Raw genomic sequence first — 17163 nt, 5'->3', positions numbered from 1 at the left:
CCCGGCCCGCGTCCCGCGTAGCCCTGTCCCGCGCCGCGCCGTCCCGTCCCGCTTCGTACGCCCGAGGCCGTACGACAAGTTCGTGCGCCCAGGCTTCACGACAAGACCGAGGAGGTTCGTCATGGCCGTGACCCGCACCACTCCCGACACTCTGCCGCCGACGATCATCGTTCCCGGCGCCGATCACGACGTCCCGGTCCGGGTCTTTCCCGGCGGAACCGGCTCGGCCGGCCTGCTGGTCTGGGCGCACGGCGGGAGCTGGCGCTCGGGAGCCACCGTCGACTGGGCGCCGGCCCTGGCCCACCTGGCGCGGATCGCGGCCACCACCGTGGTCGGTGTCGACTACCGACTGGCCCCCGAACACCCGCACCCCGCCGCGCTGATCGACGTCCTGACCGTGCTGGACTGGGCCGACGCCGAGCACGTCTCGGTCGGCGGGGACAGTGCCGGCGCCACGATCGCCGCGTCCGCCGCGCTGGCCCGGCGCGACCTCGGCCGGCCGCTCGCCGCGCAGGTGCTCGCCTATCCGCCGATCGACCCCGGGTGCCGAGCCGGGTCCTACCGCGGTCGGCCGGGAGCCTTCCCGTCCCGCGCGGCGCTGGGCTCGGCCTGGCGGGCGTACCGGGGCGAGGCGCCGACCCACCCGGCCGCCGCCGGCGCGCGACCGCTGTACAGCACGCCGGACGAGGCCGAGGACCTCACCGGGGTTGCCCCGGCGATCCTCGTGGTCGGCTCGCTCGACCCGGTCGTGGACGACGTCCGCGACTACGCCCGCCGACTGCGCGCCGCCGGCGTCCCGATCGACCTGCACGAACTCGCCGGCACCGGGCATGGCGCCTTCCTGACCGACCCGGCCTTCCGACACCGCCTGGGCACCGCGTACGCCGCGGCCCACCGCACCGCGTCCCCGAGGAGGACCCGATGAACACCACCGCTCTGCTGCGGCACTTCGCGGACCTGCGCGATGGCACCCACGGCGACGTGGTCTCGCGCCGGGACAAGGAAAGGCTGTTCGGCGCGGCCGTCGCGCTGCTCGACCCACAGGCCCGCCGGGCGCTCGCCGAACTGGACGCCGACCTGCTGCTGGGCACCGGCGAGTACACCGCGAGCGGCGTCCGACGCGCGCCGGACGGCGGCTTGGAGGCGATCTGGGCGCTGTCCTGGCCCGAGCAGCGCGCGGCCGGCGTCCCGCCGATCACGCTGCGGGCGGTCTACGGCGCCGGCTTCCATCACCCGCACCTACGCGGCGGCACGGTCCGGGAATGGCCGCTGAACGTGTTCACCCCCGAGCAGGCCATCGAGGAACTGCCCACGCTGCGCACGATCGCCGCCGCCGATTTGCACAACCTGGTCTTCCTGCGGGACTTCCGGATCGTCCCGGCGACGACGCGACCGACGGGTGGCGAGCGGGTGCTTGGGGGTGCGGGGAGGGCTGAGAGCGGTGCTCGCGGGGAGAGCGGTGCTCGTGTTGAGAGCAGTGCTCGCGAGGAGAGCACTGCTCTCGACGTGAGCGCTGGTCAGGTCGAGAGCGCTGCTCGCGAGGAGAGCACCACTCACGTTGAGAGCAGTGGTCACCACGAGAGCACTGCTCACGAAGAGAGCGCCGCCCGTGTTGAGAGCGCTGCTCACAGCGAGAGCGCTGTTCACGAAGAGAGCGCCGCTCACGAAGAGAGCACTGCTCGCGTTGAGAGCACCACCACCCACGCCGCACACGCCGTGCGCATCGAGAACGGAGCTTGATCATGTCCATCCGCCTCTCCGTCCTGGACCAGTCGCCGATCCCCGCGGGCGGTACGCCGGCCGACGCGCTCACCGCGACTCTCGACCTGGCCCGTACCGTCGACCGGCTGGGCTACCACCGCTACTGGGTGGCCGAGCACCACGGCTCGCCGAGCTTCGCCGGTACCGCGCCCGAGGTCTTGGTCGCGACGCTGCTTGCGCACACTCACCGGCTGCGGGTGGGCAGCGGCGGGGTGTTGCTGCCGCGCTACGCGCCGGCCAAGCCGGCCGAGGTCTTCCGGGTGCTGGCCGCGTTGTATCCGGACCGGGTGGACCTGGGGATCGGCCGCGCGGGTGGCCCGGCCGACCGTTTTCCACAGCAGGTGGCCGAACTGCTCGGGCACCTGGGCGACCCGGCGCAGGACTTCCCCGGGTACGTCCCGCCGCCGGTGTGGCTGCTCGGCGCGGGTACCCGATCCGCCGCCCTCGCCGCCGAACTGGGCACCCACTTCGCGTTCGCGCACTTCTTCAACCCCGGGCTCGGTGTCGGCGCGCTGGACACGTTCCGCGCGGGGCCGGCGGGCGCGGACCGTACTCGCGCCGCCCTCGCGGTCCGCACGATCGTCGCGGACACCGAGGCCGACGCGAGCGAATTGGGCTCGGCGTACCTGCTCTGGCGCAGCCGCAAGGACCTCGGCTTCGACGAGCCCTTCCCGGACCGGGCGCGCACCCGCGCGCACCGCTGGACCGGCGCCGAGCGCGAGCGGGCCGGGCACAACGCGCGTGCGTTGCTGACCGGGACGCCCGAGCGGGTCCGGGCCGGGCTGGACGAGTTGGCCGACCGGCACGGGGTGGACGAGCTGGTGGTCAACACGTTCACCCACGACCCGGCCGACCGGGAGCGCTCGTACCGACTGCTGGCCGAGGTCTACGGCACGGTCGAGGCCGCCGGCACGCCGCTGCGGGGAGCCGCGTGACGCGACGATCGCGGATCGCACCGGCAGCACCGGTGCACCGGTCGCGTGGATCGGACTGGTCGCACCGGTTGCGCAGGTCGGACCGGTCGCACCGGTCGAAGGGGAAAGCCGGCGTGCGTGGACCTCGGGCCGCGGGCGCCGGCTTTTTGCCGCCCTATCGCGTGCACTATGCAGCTACTTGTAGGATGACTGGGCAACCCCACGAATTCGGGAGAGTCCATGTCGCTTCAGGCAGCCGGCCGGCGATCCCTCGTCGACGACGCGATCGACCAGCTCCGTGCCCAACTGAAGGCCGGGACCTGGCCGATCGGCGCGCGCATCCCGAGCGAGAGCGTGATCGCCGAGCGGCTCCGGGTCGGCCGGAACACCGTGCGCGAGGCGATCAGGGTGCTCGTGCACGCCGGGATGCTGGAGTCGCGCCAGGGCGACGGGACCTACGTACGCTCGACCACCGACCCCGGCGACCTGGTCCGCCGGATCGAACACGCCGACCTGCGGGACATCTTCGAGATGCGCCGAGCGCTGGACGTGGAGGCCGCCCGGCTCGCCGCGCAGCGCCGGGACACCGCGGACCTGGACCGGATCCGGGCCGCTCTGAGCAGGCGCGGCGCGGCCGACGGCAGCGCGGACACCCCGGAACCGCACGACTTCGACCGGGGCGACGTGGCCGAGGGCGAGTTGGACGACCTGGTCGAGCAGGACGTGGCCTTCCACACCGCGATCGCCATCGCGTCGCACAACTCGGCGTTGGTCTCCACCTACCGCTGGTTCAGCGACTCGTTGTGGCGCAGCATCCGCACGGTGGTCGGCGACGGCACCCTGCCGGACGCGTCGCACGCCCTGCACGTGGCGTTGGCCGACGCGATCGAGGCGGGCGATCCGGACGCGGCCGAACGCGCCGTGCGGCGCATCCTCGAACCTGCCGTGATCGCCCTGGACGCACTGCTGCACGACCCGACAGGGCACCACCCCATGGAGCACGACGCATGAGCACGACCGAACTGCGCATACCCCCGACCGGCAGGTCCGGCCGGACCGGCACGAGCACCGCGCGGGCGACCGGCGGCGCGCTGCTGCTCGCCGGCATCGTGCTGATCGCGCTCAACATGCGGGCCGGGCTCTCCAGTGTGTCGCCGCTGGTGGGCGAACTGCGCGAGGTGTTCCACCTGTCCGCGACCACGGGCAGCCTGATCACCGCGATACCCGTGCTGTTCCTGGGCCTGATCTCGCCGCTCGCGCCGATCGCGGCCCGCCGGTACGGCACCGAGACGGTGCTGCTCGGCGCGCTCGTCGTGGTGGGCGTCGGGATCCTGCTGCGGGTGATTCCCGACCTGACCGCGCTGTTCGCGGGCGGCGCGCTCGTGGGTGCCGGGATCGCGGTGCTGAACGTGCTGATGCCGGGTGTGGTCAAGCGCGAGTTCCCGCATCGGGCGGCGGCGATGATCGGCGTGTACAGCGCGGCCATGGTGTTCGGCGCGGCGGTCTCGGCCGGCGCGACGGTGCCGCTGGAGAAGGCGATCGGGCACGGCTGGCAGCCGGCGCTCGGCGTCTGGGCGCTGCTCGCCTTCGCGGCGGTGGCGGTCTGGCTGCCGCACGTGCGCCGTCGGCGCGGGAGCGTCGCGGCGGCGATGCCGCACGTGCCGGGTCTGTGGAGGTCGCCGCTGGCCTGGCTGGTGACCGGCTTCATGGGCCTGCAGTCGCTGTTGTTCTACGTACTGCTGGCGTGGATGCCGACCATCCTCACCGACAACGGGATGGGCAAGGGCACCGCGGCGACGATCTTCGCGTTCAACACGTTCGTCCAGATCCCGGCCTCGCTCGCGGGGTCGATCATCGCCGGTCGGATGCGCAACCAGAGCCCGTTGGTGATCGCCTCGATCGGGCTGGTCGCGGCCGGCTACGTGGGGCTGATGGTCGCGCCGACGGGCGGTGCGTGGTTGTGGGCGGTGCTCCTGGGGCTGGGGCAGGGCGGCGCGGTCTCGCTCGCGCTGACCCTGATCGTGCTGCGCTCGCCGGATCCGAACACGGCCGCGCAACTGTCCGGGATGGCCCAGGCGGTCGGGTACGTGCTCGCCGCGTTCGGGCCGTTGGCCGCCGGGGCGCTGCGTCAGGCGACCGACGGGTGGACCGTGCCGATCGTGTTGATGCTGGTGTTGTGCGTGTGCGCCCTCGCCTGCGGGGTGGGCGCCTCGCGCCCGATGCACGTGCGCGTGGCGCGCGAGGTCGTGCCGGGCGATCGTGCACCCGTCGGGTGAGGTGGGACTAGGCTCGGCTCGCCGGAACGGGCGCTCAGTGGTCGGGGAACAGCCGTTCCAGGACCACCGCGACGCCGTCGTCCATGTTGGACAGGGTCACCTCGTCCGCCACGGCGAGCAGCTCGGCGTGGGCGTTGGCCATCGCGACGCCGTGTGCCACCCACTTGAACATCGCGACGTCGTTGGGCATGTCGCCGAACGCGATGGTGTCCGCGGCCCTGGCCCCCAGCTTGCGCGCGGCCAGGGACAGGCCGACCGCCTTGCTCAGGCCCAGGGGCAACAGCTCGACGATGCCCGTCCCGGCGTGCGTGACGTCCACCAGACCGGCGCAGATCTTGCGCGCGCACGCGGTCAACCGGTCGTCGTCGTAGTCCTCGTGGTGCAGGTAGAGCTTGAGGATCGGCTCCGACCACAACTCGTCGCGTTCTCGGACCACACGCACCGGCAACAACGGGTTGTACGGGTAGCCGTGCTCCACCACGATCTCGCCGCACAGGCCATCCCGGCTGACCGCGAACCGCACCGCGCCCAGCTCCTCGGTCAACCGCTCGGTGGCGAGCCTGGCCAACTGTCGGTCCAGCGTGACCGACGTGAGCAGTCGGTCCTCGCCCGCGTGGTAGACCTGCGCGCCCTGCCCGCACACCGCGAGGCCCCGGTAGCCCAGCGCCTGGAACACCGGACGGGTCCAGGTCACCGCCCGCCCGGTCACTATCACGTGCTTCGCGCCGGCCGCGGTGACCCGGGCCAACGCCGCACGATTGCGCTCCGAGACGGTGTGGTCCTCGCGCAGGAGCGTGCCGTCCAGGTCGGTGGCGACCAGGGAGAAGGTCACGCCTGCACCGGTTCCAGCACCTCACGGCCGCCGAGGAAGGGACGCAGCGCCTCGGGTACGACGACCGAGCCGTCCGCCCGCTGGTGGTTCTCCAGGATCGCCACGATCGTGCGCGGCACCGCGCACAGCGTGCCGTTGAGCGTGGCCAGCGGGCGGGTGCCCTGCTCGTCGCGCATCCGCACCTGGAGCCGGCGGGCCTGGAACTCGGTGCAGTTCGAGGTGGACGTGACCTCGCGGTACTTGCCCTGGGTCGGAATCCACGCCTCGATGTCGAACTTGCGCGCGGCCGAGGAGCCGAGGTCGCCGGACGCGACGTCGATCACCCGGTAGGGCAGTTCGAGCCGGTTCAGGAACTCCTTCTCCCACGCCAGCAGACGCCGGTGCTCCGCCTCGGCCTCCTCGGGCGCGACGAAGCAGAACATCTCGACCTTGTCGAACTGGTGCACCCGGATGATGCCGCGGGTGTCCTTGCCGTACGTACCGGCCTCGCGGCGGAAGCACGGCGAGAAGCCGGCGTAGCGCAGCGGCAGTTCGGCGGCCGGGATGATCTCGTCCATGTGGTACGCCGCGAGCGGTACCTCGGCGGTGCCCACGAGGTAGTAGTCGTCGGCCTCGAGGTGGAACACGTTCTCCGCGGCCTGGCCGAGGAAGCCGGTGCCCTCCATCGCGGGCGGGCGCACCAGCGCGGGCGTCAGCATCGGCGTGAAGCCGGCCTCGGTCGCCTGCGCGATCGCCATGTTGACCAGCGCGAGTTCGAGGAGCGCGCCGATGCCGGTCAGGTAGTAGAAGCGCGAGCCGGAGACCTTCGCGGCCCGCTCGACGTCGATCGCCTTGAGCACGCGACCCAACTCGACGTGGTCGCGCGGCTCGAAGCCCTCGGCCGCGAAGTCGCGCGGGGTGCCGATCTCCTCGATCGTGACGAAGTCTTCCTCGCCGCCGACCGGTGCGTCCGGGTCGATCAGGTTGGCCAGCGCCTTGAGCAGCCGGTCGGTCTCGGCCTTGGCCTCGGCCTGCTCCGCGTCGGCGCTCTTGACCTCACCGGCCAGCGCCTGGGCCCGGGTCAGCAATTCCTGCCGCTCGTCGCCCTTGGCCTTGGAGACCTGCTTGCCCATCGACTTCTGCTCGTTGCGCAGCGCGTCGAACCGGGAGCCCGACGAGCGGCGGAGCTCATCCGCCGCGAGCAGCGCGTCGACGATGGTCTCGTCCTCGCCGCGAGCGCGCTGCGAAGCGCGGACACGGTCGGGATCCTCACGGAGCAGTCGCAGGTCGATCACACCCGAAGCCTACCGGGGGACCGCCAACGGATTTCCCGAGTGCGTCGAAGCCGATGGCGGGTGAATGAAGTGACGGGCGGGATTCGGGCTAAGAATGAGAGATGACCTCCACCCCGACCTGGACCAGAAGGCGCCTCGACCCCGACCGACGGTTCGGCCTCAGGATGACCCTGGTCGCACTCGCCCTGCTCGTGGGCGCCCTGCCGTTCGGGCTGCTCGCCCTCCTGGTGGAAACCAAGTGGTCGCCGCTGCTCGACCTGGACAAGGACGTCGCGACCGGGCTGAACGACTGGGTCCGCGAGCATCCCGGATGGCAGCACGCGCTGCGGATCCTCAGTGACTGGGTCTGGGATCCGAACATGTACCGCCTCCTGGTCGCGATCATGTGCGTGTGGTTGTGGTGGCGCGGCGCCCGTCGGCTGGTGGTGTGGGCGGTCGTCACGATGGCGGTCGGCGGGCTGCTGGGCGCGATGTTCAAACTCGTCTTCACCCGGGCCCGGCCGAATCTGCCCAACCCGGTCGATCACGCGGGCGGTTGGTCCTTCCCGTCCGGGCACGCGTTGATGGGCGTGGTCGGCCCCGGAGTGCTGCTGTTGGCGCTGCTGCCGCTGATCCCGCGGGCGTGCCGGCCGATCGCGTGGGTGGTCGCGATCGCATCGGCGGTGGGTGTCGGGTTCACCCGGGTCGCACTCGGTGTGCACTACGTCACGGACGTGCTCGGCGGCTGGGTCCTCGGCCTGATAGTGCTCGCCGCGACGTCCGCGGTCTTTGAATGGTGGCGTCGCGACGCCGGACTGCGGGATGTGGACGCGACCGACGAGGGGCTGGAACCGGAGATCGACGGGCACGATCCGGATCCGGAGATTCGGCACATTAGGCCCGGAACGGAGGGGCACTCTTCGGATCGGCGGAACTGAAGGATCCGTGGCCGGGTAAGAATGTCGGTCATGCTGACCGAAGCAGGACGGTTCCTGCGCCGTATCGTCCTGCCCCTTGCCATATTGACCTTCGTCATGGTCGGCCTCGGTCTGCTGATCACCAAGAGCCTGGACGGTGTCTGGCCGTTCACGATCGAGGACGACCTCGACCGCACCTTCGCCGAGCATCGCTCGGGGGGCTGGAACGACGTCACCCACGTGTTCTCCACCCTGGCCGACACCCGTGTGATCATCGCCACCACGCTGCTCGCGGCGGTGGTGGCCCGGATCGTCGGCCACTCCTGGCGCGGCCCGCTGTTCCTGGCCTGTTCGGTGGCCGGTCAGGCCCTGGTGTTCTTCCTCGTGCAACTCTTCGTCTCGCGGGACCGGCCGGACGTGCCGCGCCTGGACGAGGCCGCCGCGACGTCGAGCTTCCCCTCCGGGCACACCGGCGCCGCGTTCGCGTTGTACGCCGGGCTGGCGGTGCTGCTGGCGAGCCGGCTGCGCGGGCGCGCGGTGGTCGCCCTGGTGTGGGTGCTGCTCGGCGCGGTGCCGCTGGCGGTGGCCGGGAGCCGGATGTACCGGGGCATGCACCACCTCAGCGACGTGCTGATGTCGCTGCTGTACGCGAGCGTTGTGCTGGCGGTGATGAACCGCGCGCTGTTGTCCCCGAAATCGATCTGGGGATTTCGATCCCGCCGGCGCGAGGCGCCGCAGGGGGCGGACGGCGGACGGCCGCGCGCGGCGCTGGTGGTCAACCCGATCAAGCTCGACGTCGCCGAGTCGCGCACCCGGATCGACCGGATCATGCAGGACGCCGGGTGGGCCGAGCCGCTGTGGCTGGAGACGACCGTGCTCGACCCCGGCGCCGGGGTGACCGCCAAGGCGCTGGCCGAGGGGGTCGACCTGGTCATAGCGGCGGGCGGCGACGGCACGATCCGCGAGTGCGCCGGCGCGCTGGCCGGTACGGACACCCCGCTCGCGGTGATCCCGGCGGGCACCGGCAACCTGCTCGCGCGCAACCTCGGGCTGCCGATCGACGTGGCCGACGCGCTGCACGTCGCGATGCACGGGCGCGACCGGCGGATCGACCTGGGCACGGTGGACCCGGACGAAGAACTCGCCGGCACCGCGGGCGTGGAACCGCGCTGCTTCACCGCGATGGCCGGCATCGGCCTGGACGCGGCGATGGTCGCGGACGCGCCGGACGCGCTCAAGAAGAAGGTCGGCTGGCCCGCGTACGTGGTCTCCGGGGCCCGGCACCTGCGCGATCGGCGGATGCGGGTGACGCTGACCGTCGACGACGGCGAGCCGATCCGGCGGCGGGCCCGAATGGTGCTGGTCGGCAACGTCGGCGCGCTCCAGGCCGGCATGCAACTGCTGCCCGGGGCCACGCCGGACGACGGGCTCCTGGACGTCGTGGTGTTCGCGCCGTACGGGATGACCGGCTGGGCGCACGCCACGGTGCGGGTGATAGGCCGGCGCCGTGACCAGGAGCCGGCCGTGGTGCCGGTCAAGCAGCAACGGCTGCGCCCGATCGAGCACTTCACCGGTCACCGGGTGCTGATCGAGACCGATCGCCCGGAGCCGCGCGAGTTGGACGGCGACCCGATCGGGCCCGGCACCCGGCTCTCGGTCCGGATCCGGCCCGGCTCGCTCACGGTGCGTGTTCCCTGAGGCCTTGCCGCGGAGCGTCGACTCAGATCCCGCCGCCGCGAGCGCGCGCCAGCCACTCGCTCGCGTTCGCGAACTCGGCGTCCGAGGTCCCGCGACGCAGCGTCGGACGGACCTGGTCGGCACGCGGATAGGACCCGAGGAAGCGCACCGCCGCGCACACCCGACGCAGCCCCATCAGCGCCTCGCCGACCCGCGCGTCCGCGACATGGCCCTCGGCGTCCATCGAGAAGAAGTAGTGCCCCAGCCCGTCCCCGGTCGGCCGCGACTCGATCCTGGTCAGGTTGACCCCGCGGACCGCGAACTCCTGGAGGATCTCCAGCAGCGCGCCCGGGTGGTCGTCCACGATGTACGCGACCACCGTGGTGCGGTCCGCGCCGGTGGGCCGGGTGGGCCGGTCCGGGCGCTCGACCAGCACGAAGCGGGTGACCGCGCCCTCGACGTCGTGGATGTCGGTGATCAGCGGCACCAGGCCGTACGGCGCGGCCGCGAACTCGCCCGCCAGGGCCGCGTCGTAGCGCCCCTCCTGGACCAGCCGGGCGGCGTCGGCATTGGACGCGGACGAGTACCAGTGCGCGTCGGGCAGGTTCGTCGTGAGCCAGTTGCGCACCTGCGGTTGCGCGTGCGAGTGGCTGGAGATGGTCTTGATGTCGTCCAGGCCCACGCCCGGACGCACCAACAGCGCGAACGCGATCGGCAGCAGCACCTCGGCGGTGATCACCAGCGGGGCGCCGGTCGCCAACTCGTCCAGCGTGATGGACACCGCGCCCTCGACCGAGTTCTCCAGCGCGACCACCGCGCCGTCGGCGTCGCCGCGCCGGACCGCGTCCAGGGCGGCGGGCACCGACTCCATCGGGGTGACCTCGGCGTGCTCCGCGCCGGGCAGCGTACGCAGCGCGGCCTCGGTAAAGGTGCCCGCGGGGCCGAGGTAGGTCCAGCGGGGCGCGGCGGCGGGCGTACGAGCGTCGGACATGTCGTCACTGTACTGAGCCGGCCGGCGTGTATCGGCCGTGTTCCGGGGTGCGGACGGGTGGGCTGCGACGGTTGCGGGAGGCGGGTGCCCGCGGTGTGTGCACGCGTTGTGGACTGTGGACGCCCGCGCTGCGCGGTACCGCCGAGAGGGTGAGGCTGGGCCTGTGGAAAACGCCGCGATACTGCTCCCGGTGACCCCCACCCTGGGGATCGTCACCGTGCTGCTCCTGGTCGTCGCCATGGCGGTCGCGGGGGTGGCGCGACTGGGCCACGGCCGGGCGGTGGTGGTGGCCGGGCTCCGGGCGACGGCGCAGTTGCTCGCGGTGTCCTTCGTCATCACACACGCGGTGGACCGACTCGGCTTCGCGGGTCTGTTCGTGGTGATGATGTACACCGTCGCGGCCTTGACAGCGGCCGGGCGGGTGACCGCGAACCGACGGTTGTTCTGGCCCGCGGTGCCGATCGTGACGGCGACGGCGCCGACTCTGGTCCTGCTGTGGGCGACCGGTCTGCTGCCTGCCGAGGGCATCGTGCTGATCCCGATCGCGGGCATCCTGATCGGCGGTGCGATGACCGCGACGGTGCTGGCGGGGCGGCGGGCGCTGGAGGAGTTGGCACAGCGCCACGGTGAGGTCGAAGCGGCTCTGACCTTGGGTTTCTCCGATCGCGACGCGGCGATGGAGATCTGTCGGCCGACCGCGGCGGGGGCGCTGATCCCGGCTCTGGACCAGACCAGGACGGTGGGGTTGGTGACCCTGCCCGGGGCCTTCGTGGGCATGTTGCTCGGCGGGGCGACACCGCTGCAGGCGGGGGCGGTGCAGTTGTTCGTGTTGGTCGCGCTGCTTCAGGTCCAGGCGGTCGCGGTGGCTTTGACCATCGAGTTGGCGGCGCGGGGGCGGCTGGCGCGGACGCAGTCGGGTCAGGGGCACAAGGGCGGCTCGGGCACGTAGCGGTAGGTCTGGCCGCGCACCGCCGAGCGCATGGTCGAGTCGCTCACACCGTGCTCGCGAGCGAGGCGATAGACCGACACCCCGTCCCGGGCCCGACGCCGGCACTCGGCGACGACCTCGGGGGTGAGACGACGCCGATCACCGGGTGTGGGTAGTTGCGCGGGCCTGTGGATAACCCTGTGGAAATCGCTGTGGAGAACTTGGGTGGGGCTGTGGGTTTCCGAGGTGGGAGGGGGCGCGTTAGAGGTAACTGTGGACAACGGAGCCGCCGACTCGAACCCGGTGGTGAGGCGGGCGACGGCCATGGTGTTGATCTCGATCGCCTTGGTGAGATCGCCGGTGCGGGCGGCGAGATCGGTGATCGAACCGATCGCGCGGGAGAGCAGCGCATCCATGTTTTCGCTGGTGGCGGGGGTGTAGCGGCCGGTTCGGCGGATGGTGGGGAGGACGTCGTGGGTGACCCAGCGGCGGAAGGGTTTGGCCTCGGGCTTGTTGCTGCGCAGGATCAGTGTGTAGAGCCCCGACTCGCTGACGAAGGTCATGTTCGGATTGCCCCGATTGGTACTGTAAGAATTGCTTACATTACCCTCCTGACCTGCGGTTTTGTGGACGACAACCGTGCTCTTCTCGTCCGGATCGAGGGCGCTGACCGCCCGGCGCGAGTTGGACTGGAATGCCAGCACCGTGCACACGTCGGCGGCACAGAACCAGGGATCTCCGTCGATCATGGCGACGCGCACCTGGTCCCTGCCGGCAAAAGTGAAAACCTCAATTGCGTTCGCGTGGCTCATCTCGGCCCCTTGCTCGGGTCGGCGGCGCCGTTTGTCCCGATTAATTCCGTACGGATTTGACACAGTATTCGCCTGACCTGCGGATTCACGGGCGATTTTGTGGTCACCGCGATGCCCACATGTCGGCCGGTGCCACCCACCGCTTCGAGCCGCCCGCGTCCCCCGAACGGCTCATTGCGTTCGCCCATACGTATGAACGAGCGGTAGGCGGTGGGGTTACGCGCCGGTTGGTGAGTCTGTTCGCCCTCGGGGGATTCGCAGGGCTCGGCGACGGAGTGACGGCTTTCGGTGGGTATCGTTTGATTGCATTGAGTGATCAGGCAACCACTGGGAGGGGTTTTGGCTGGTGGTGGCGGTGAGGGTGGGGGCGGCGCGGCGATTCGGGTCGAGACGGGGGCGTTGCGGCAAGGAGCCACGGTGGCTCGGGAGGTGGCGGGAGCACTGCGGCGGGCGGCCGGAGGGCCGAGTGCGGGGGTCTCGGGGTGTCCGGGGTTCGCGGTCGCGGGGGCGGCGGTGGCGCTGACGGTGGTGTGGGCGGATCATCTGCGGGCGCTCGGCGACGGGTACGGCGTTGTCGGCGACGTGTTGTGGACGAACGCCGACGCGCACGATCGCACCGATCAGGCGGTCGCGGGTGCGTTCGCCGGGGCGCGGCCCTGATGGTGACGCTGGCTCAACTGCGCGACGCCGCGTTGGGTGGCCTGGACCGTGCGGTGGTCGAGTGGACCGACCTGGCGGCCGCGTTGGACGGGTTGGTCGGGCGGGCGACTACAGGGGTGGGCGGGCCGCTGCGAGCTTCGCGCTGGGAGGGTGCGGACGCGGACGCGGCGGCATGGGGGTTGGCCGCGCGTGGTGAGCAGGTGATGGTGGCGGCGCAGGAGGCCCGGTGCGTGCTCACCGTCCTGGACACGGCGGCCGACCAACTCCGGAACGCGCAGCGCGATTTGTGGGCGGGATTGGCGGAGGCGGCGGCTGCGGGATTCACCGTGTTCGAGGACGGGCGGATGGAGCCGGCCGATCCGACGAGCCGTGCCGACGCGGCGATGATCTCGCGGCGGCACGAGTTGGAGCAGCTCCTGGCCGCGCCGGTCCGGAAGGCGACCGAGGTCGACACGCACTGCGCGGAGACGTTGGCCCGGCTGTATCCGACGGGGACGGCCGACTGGGCGGACACGGCCGCCGACGGCACGTGCGTGATGGCGTTGGCGGGTTTGGACCTCGCCACCATTCCGAGGGGCGATCCGGTCGCTGCGGCCAAGTGGTGGGCGGGGCTGAATCCTTCGGAGCGGGCGATGTATCTGGCCGGCTATCCGGCGGTGCTGGGGGTGATGGACGGGTTGCCGACGGAGATCCGGGACCGCGCCAATCGGGTCGCGCTGGCCGAGGCGAAGGCCGGGCTCGTCGCCGAACTTGCTACCGCGCGTGCCAAGCGGGACGCGGCGGGCCGCACCGACGACGCGAAGTGGCGCCTCCGAGTCACGGCGCTCAAGGAACGCCTGGCGGCGATCGAGGGTTTGGAGGCGACGTTGCGCTCGGGCGACGACCTCTACCTGATGGGCTTCAGCGCCAAGGGCGACGGCCGCGCAATCGTCGCCATCGGCAACCCCGACACAGCTGCCCACACAGCGGTCTACGTTCCGGGGACGGGAGCGGGATTGGCGAGAATTGGTTCGCATGTCAGCAGGATGCGGAGTCTTTGGTTGGCTACCCAGCAAATGACGGACCCGGGCGAGGTATCTGCGATTACATGGATAGGGTATGACGCTCCTGACACATTGACGCATGCCATAAGTACGTCGTATGCCGACACTGCGGCGCCTGTCTTCGTGAACTTCTTGAGGGGAGTTGGCGTTTCCCAGGGAATTGACTCGAATAATCACGTGACGGTAATTGGTCATAGCTATGGTTCTGTCGTTCTGGGGCAAGCGGCGCATCACAGTGGGGGACTTGCTGCGAAAGACATTATCATTGCCGGAAGTCCGGGGGTGCATGTAACTCGCGCAGCACATCTTCATATTAACCCGCATCACGTTTGGGTGGCGGCGGCGGAGAATGATGTGGTTACCGGACTCGGCTCTGGAGCGCATGCGCCGGTTGATGGTAGGAGGCCCCGGCGGGTTACCCCGGATGATTCAGGGTTTGGAGCGAATCGTATTACCACCGACGGGGCTGACGGGCACAGTGAGTACTGGTCTGCGCGTCATTCGGCCAGCTTGGATAATCAGGCCGCGATTGTTTCCGGAAACTATGAGGATGTTCGCCTTCTGTGGGGGGATCGCCCATGAGACGCTGCTTCTACGTTCTCTCGCTCGTCGGATTCCTAGTCAGCTGTAGTGGGAGCAGCGGAGATAGTCTCTCTGACGGTGATCCTGCCTATGTAAAGGTCAGAGAGTCGCTGCGGGTGACGTCCAGCAGAGTCTTGGACGGTTTGGGAGTCCAAGGGAATCACCAGGCCAAAGATGTCTTTCATGTATCCGGCTGCGAATCTGACCTGGAAGGAAGCGAGAAGGTTTGGGAAGCGGCCCATTTTTGGCAGATCGATCAGGTTGATGCTGTCGATGTTGGCTCGTCTATCCAGCGCCTCCGTGACAGCCTTGAAGTTCAGGGCTGGACCATCGTCGACTACGCTCATGCTCCGGAAGTAAAGAATACAGTTATGCGAGCGCAAGACCCTAAGGCCGGGTACGTAGTGCGAGCTATCGGTGTGCAGGAAAAGAATCGCGTCGCGGTTCGTGTTTCCGCGCCCTGCTTTAAAGCGTCGGATGGTTCGTAGGGGGCCGGAGACGGAAGAAGGCCCAGAAAGTGATTGATGCGAGTGCGGCGGTGGCGAAGAGGATTGTGGAGCGGAGCCACATGTCTCGGGTGAGGCCGTTGGCGGCGCCCGTGGGGTCGAGGAGGGCCAGGACGAACAGGAACAGGGCCAAGGCGTAGATCGCCGCCCAGGCCCAGCGGTTCCATTGCCACAGGGCGTGGCCGTCCATGAAGCGCATCGGCAGCAGGCCGAAGACCAGGCCGACCACCGCCGCCACGAAGCACTGGGTGAGCACGTCCTCGGCGAAGACCCAGCCGAAGGGCGCGCCGTCCGATTCGTTCAGGACGTGGGTCACCGGGATGCGCCACACCCACGCGACCAACGCGAGGCCCGCCAGGGACCAGGAGCCGAGGGCTATCGCGCGGCCCTCGTCCGAGGGAGCCAGCCGCCGCAGGCCGGCCGAGGTGAAGGCGAGGAACAGCCCGTACACATAGCCCGGCGTCAGATGCAGCAGCCGCGATGCCACGGCCAGCACCAGGGCGACGCCCAGTGCTCCCGGAACCAGCCGAGGCAGGGCCCGGATGCGGGAGATACGCCTTCGGTAGGCCTCCGCCGAACCCTCGTACACCAGCACGCCCAGCGGAACCGCCGCCACCAGTGCCAGCGCGAGCGCGGCGGTGCCCGCGTTCCAGCCCGTACCGGGTTCGACCGCGACGCAGAACGCGGCCGAGAGCAGCACGAAGACGAGCACCTGCAACTCGGGCATGCGCGGCTGCGATCGCGGGCGCGCGGCCCCCGGGCGCAGGCGGCGTCGGATCCGAAGCCGGTTCTGCTCCCACGTCTTGTTGAACAGCTCGGCCGAGAAGCCAAGCACCGGAAGCGCCACCACCGCCGTCGCGCCGGCCAGCACCACCGGCCGGGGCTCGTCGAACAACGCGCTCGGGCTCGGCAGGTTCACCGCAGCCTCGGACCGCTCCGAGACCGCGCTCGTCCCGGCCGCGCCCAGCACCGCGACCCGTACCGAGAAGTCACCGTCGTAGCCCGCGCCAGTCGCGCACGCGACGGTCAACATCCCTTCTCCACCCGGGAGTTCGCGCGGTACCCGAATCTCGCTCGCGAACCGCCCGTCGGCGGCCACCGGCACCGTCCCCAGCACGGTGCCGCGATGACGCACCGTCAGTGTCCCGGCCCCGCCGTCGACCGGCCGACCGCACGTGACGAACCCGCTGCCCTCGACGCGCAACGGCCGACCGGCCGTCGGCTGCGTGGGCGTCAGCGTCAATTCGGGCCGGGCGACCTGGAAGTCGGCGCGCTGGACGACCCCGTTGTCCGGCATGCCCGCGCCCTGCGCGAAGCAGGTCACGGTGATCGGGCGTGGGCCGCGATCGGGTCCGTCCGGCACGATGAAGCGCTGGGCCTCGGCACCGGTGCCCGAGATGCTGAGCTTGGCGAGGTCGCGTCCACCCCACGTCACGCGTGCGTCGTCGCTCGCGTTCGCGTCCCCGCAGCGCAGGTCGGTCCACAGCGTGACCTCGGTGCCGGGCACGCCGGTGGCCGGCTCCAGCACGAGGTGCCTGGTGCGCAGGTCGGCCGGTGGGGTACGGGTCTCCTCGGGACGAAACGCGTTGATCTCGATCGCCGTCTCCGCGAGGGCCTTCTCCTGCCCCGGACAGCGCACCGCGATCCGGTTCACCGGCCGGTCCGTGCTCGCTGCCCCGTTCGAGCTGAAGGTCGGGGCGAGCATCGTGTGCCGGAACGCGATCGAGTCCCCGTGCGCGGTGTCCACCGGCAGGTCGGCCGCGAGCAGGTCGAGGTACTCCCCGGAGCTGCCGCCGTTGGCCGACAGGAGGTAGACGTCCACCTTGTTCGTCGGGCAGCCGGCCAGCCCGAATCCTCGGATCGCCACGGAATCTCCCGGTCGCACCGGGCCGGGTGTCACGCTCACCGTGGCGCTCGTGGCGCTCGTGGCGCTCGTGGCGCTCGTGGCGCTCGTGGCGCTCGTGGCGCTCGTGGCGCTCGTGGCGCTCGTGGCGCTCGTGGCGCTCGTGGT

General features: G+C 70.7%; 16 protein-coding genes. 10 read left to right on the top strand and 6 right to left on the bottom strand.

Features of this window, described 5'->3' with window-relative positions:
• Positions 1 to 121 precede the first annotated feature (121 nt).
• From ACZ4FV_RS07450 to ACZ4FV_RS07430, 5 genes are all read left to right on the top strand, one after another.
• The gene (locus ACZ4FV_RS07450; protein WP_465322116.1) at positions 122 to 925 is read left to right on the top strand and encodes an alpha/beta hydrolase fold domain-containing protein; all 804 of its coding nucleotides are present in this window, start codon (positions 122 to 124) and stop codon (positions 923 to 925) included.
• On the top strand, positions 922 to 1740 hold the full coding sequence (locus ACZ4FV_RS07445; protein ID WP_465322114.1) for a hypothetical protein: 819 nt from the start codon (positions 922 to 924) through the stop codon (positions 1738 to 1740). Before ACZ4FV_RS07450 ends, ACZ4FV_RS07445 begins: the two co-directional genes overlap by 4 nt.
• A gap of 2 nt (positions 1741 to 1742) precedes the next feature.
• Positions 1743 to 2696 carry an LLM class flavin-dependent oxidoreductase gene (locus ACZ4FV_RS07440; protein ID WP_395867643.1) on the top strand — a complete coding sequence of 318 codons (954 nt, stop codon included), beginning with the start codon at positions 1743 to 1745 and terminating at the stop codon, positions 2694 to 2696.
• Between the two features lie 219 nt (positions 2697 to 2915).
• Positions 2916 to 3686 carry a FadR/GntR family transcriptional regulator gene (locus ACZ4FV_RS07435; protein WP_465322112.1) on the top strand — a complete coding sequence of 257 codons (771 nt, stop codon included), beginning with the start codon at positions 2916 to 2918 and terminating at the stop codon, positions 3684 to 3686.
• Positions 3683 to 4951 carry a CynX/NimT family MFS transporter gene (locus ACZ4FV_RS07430; RefSeq protein ID WP_395867639.1) on the top strand — a complete coding sequence of 423 codons (1269 nt, stop codon included), beginning with the start codon at positions 3683 to 3685 and terminating at the stop codon, positions 4949 to 4951. Before ACZ4FV_RS07435 ends, ACZ4FV_RS07430 begins: the two co-directional genes overlap by 4 nt.
• A 34-nt stretch (positions 4952 to 4985) precedes the next feature.
• Here ACZ4FV_RS07430 and ACZ4FV_RS07425 read toward each other — a convergent pair whose 3' ends face one another.
• Positions 4986 to 5783 carry an HAD family hydrolase gene (locus ACZ4FV_RS07425; protein ID WP_465322111.1) on the bottom strand — a complete coding sequence of 266 codons (798 nt, stop codon included), beginning with the start codon at positions 5781 to 5783 and terminating at the stop codon, positions 4986 to 4988.
• Entirely contained in the window at positions 5780 to 7057 is a 1278-nt protein-coding gene (gene serS, locus ACZ4FV_RS07420) for a serine--tRNA ligase (protein WP_402234728.1), read from the bottom strand. Before serS ends, ACZ4FV_RS07425 begins: the two co-directional genes overlap by 4 nt.
• A gap of 101 nt (positions 7058 to 7158) precedes the next feature.
• Here serS and ACZ4FV_RS07415 point away from each other — a divergent pair, with 101 nt between their 5' ends.
• Complete coding sequence (locus ACZ4FV_RS07415; RefSeq protein WP_395867633.1) at positions 7159 to 7974, top strand: phosphatase PAP2 family protein; 816 nt, start codon at positions 7159 to 7161, stop codon at positions 7972 to 7974.
• A gap of 30 nt (positions 7975 to 8004) precedes the next feature.
• Positions 8005 to 9651 carry a bifunctional phosphatase PAP2/diacylglycerol kinase family protein gene (locus ACZ4FV_RS07410; protein ID WP_465322110.1) on the top strand — a complete coding sequence of 549 codons (1647 nt, stop codon included), beginning with the start codon at positions 8005 to 8007 and terminating at the stop codon, positions 9649 to 9651.
• A 22-nt stretch (positions 9652 to 9673) separates the two neighbouring features.
• Here the strand turns inward: ACZ4FV_RS07410 and pheA are convergent, their stop codons facing one another.
• Positions 9674 to 10621: a prephenate dehydratase gene (gene pheA / locus ACZ4FV_RS07405; protein ID WP_395867629.1), complete on the bottom strand. Its 948-nt coding sequence runs from the start codon at positions 10619 to 10621 to the stop codon at positions 9674 to 9676.
• Positions 10622 to 10799: 178 nt separating this feature from the next.
• On the opposite strand from pheA, the gene ACZ4FV_RS07400 reads away from it, so the two are divergent.
• Positions 10800 to 11570 (top strand): ABC transporter permease, encoded by a 771-nt coding sequence (locus ACZ4FV_RS07400; RefSeq protein WP_465322152.1) that lies wholly within the window; start codon positions 10800 to 10802, stop codon positions 11568 to 11570.
• On the opposite strand, the gene ACZ4FV_RS07395 is transcribed toward ACZ4FV_RS07400, so the two are convergent.
• Positions 11540 to 12361: a BRO family protein gene (locus ACZ4FV_RS07395; protein WP_465322107.1), complete on the bottom strand. Its 822-nt coding sequence runs from the start codon at positions 12359 to 12361 to the stop codon at positions 11540 to 11542. The two genes, ACZ4FV_RS07400 and ACZ4FV_RS07395, sit on opposite strands and share 31 nt — an antisense overlap.
• 417 nt (positions 12362 to 12778) lie before the next feature.
• Here ACZ4FV_RS07395 and ACZ4FV_RS07390 point away from each other — a divergent pair, with 417 nt between their 5' ends.
• Together ACZ4FV_RS07390 and ACZ4FV_RS07385 are read left to right on the top strand one after the other, a co-directional pair.
• Positions 12779 to 13021 carry a hypothetical protein gene (locus tag ACZ4FV_RS07390; protein ID WP_465322106.1) on the top strand — a complete coding sequence of 81 codons (243 nt, stop codon included), beginning with the start codon at positions 12779 to 12781 and terminating at the stop codon, positions 13019 to 13021.
• The gene (locus ACZ4FV_RS07385; RefSeq protein ID WP_465322105.1) at positions 13021 to 14646 is read left to right on the top strand and encodes an alpha/beta hydrolase; all 1626 of its coding nucleotides are present in this window, start codon (positions 13021 to 13023) and stop codon (positions 14644 to 14646) included. The genes ACZ4FV_RS07390 and ACZ4FV_RS07385 overlap by 1 nt, the downstream gene beginning before the upstream one ends.
• Positions 14647 to 14681: 35 nt before the next feature.
• Here ACZ4FV_RS07385 and ACZ4FV_RS07380 read toward each other — a convergent pair whose 3' ends face one another.
• Together ACZ4FV_RS07380 and ACZ4FV_RS07375 are read right to left on the bottom strand one after the other, a co-directional pair.
• Positions 14682 to 14993: a hypothetical protein gene (locus tag ACZ4FV_RS07380; protein ID WP_465322103.1), complete on the bottom strand. Its 312-nt coding sequence runs from the start codon at positions 14991 to 14993 to the stop codon at positions 14682 to 14684.
• A gap of 118 nt (positions 14994 to 15111) precedes the next feature.
• Entirely contained in the window at positions 15112 to 17019 is a 1908-nt protein-coding gene (locus ACZ4FV_RS07375; RefSeq protein WP_465322102.1) for an FGLLP motif-containing membrane protein, read from the bottom strand.
• Between the last annotated feature and the right edge of the window lie 144 nt (positions 17020 to 17163).

The sequence above is a fragment of the Embleya sp. NPDC025285 genome, assembly GCF_055558835.1.
Note: the sequence above shows the minus strand (reverse complement) of the source record. Positions and strands in the feature narration are given on the sequence as shown.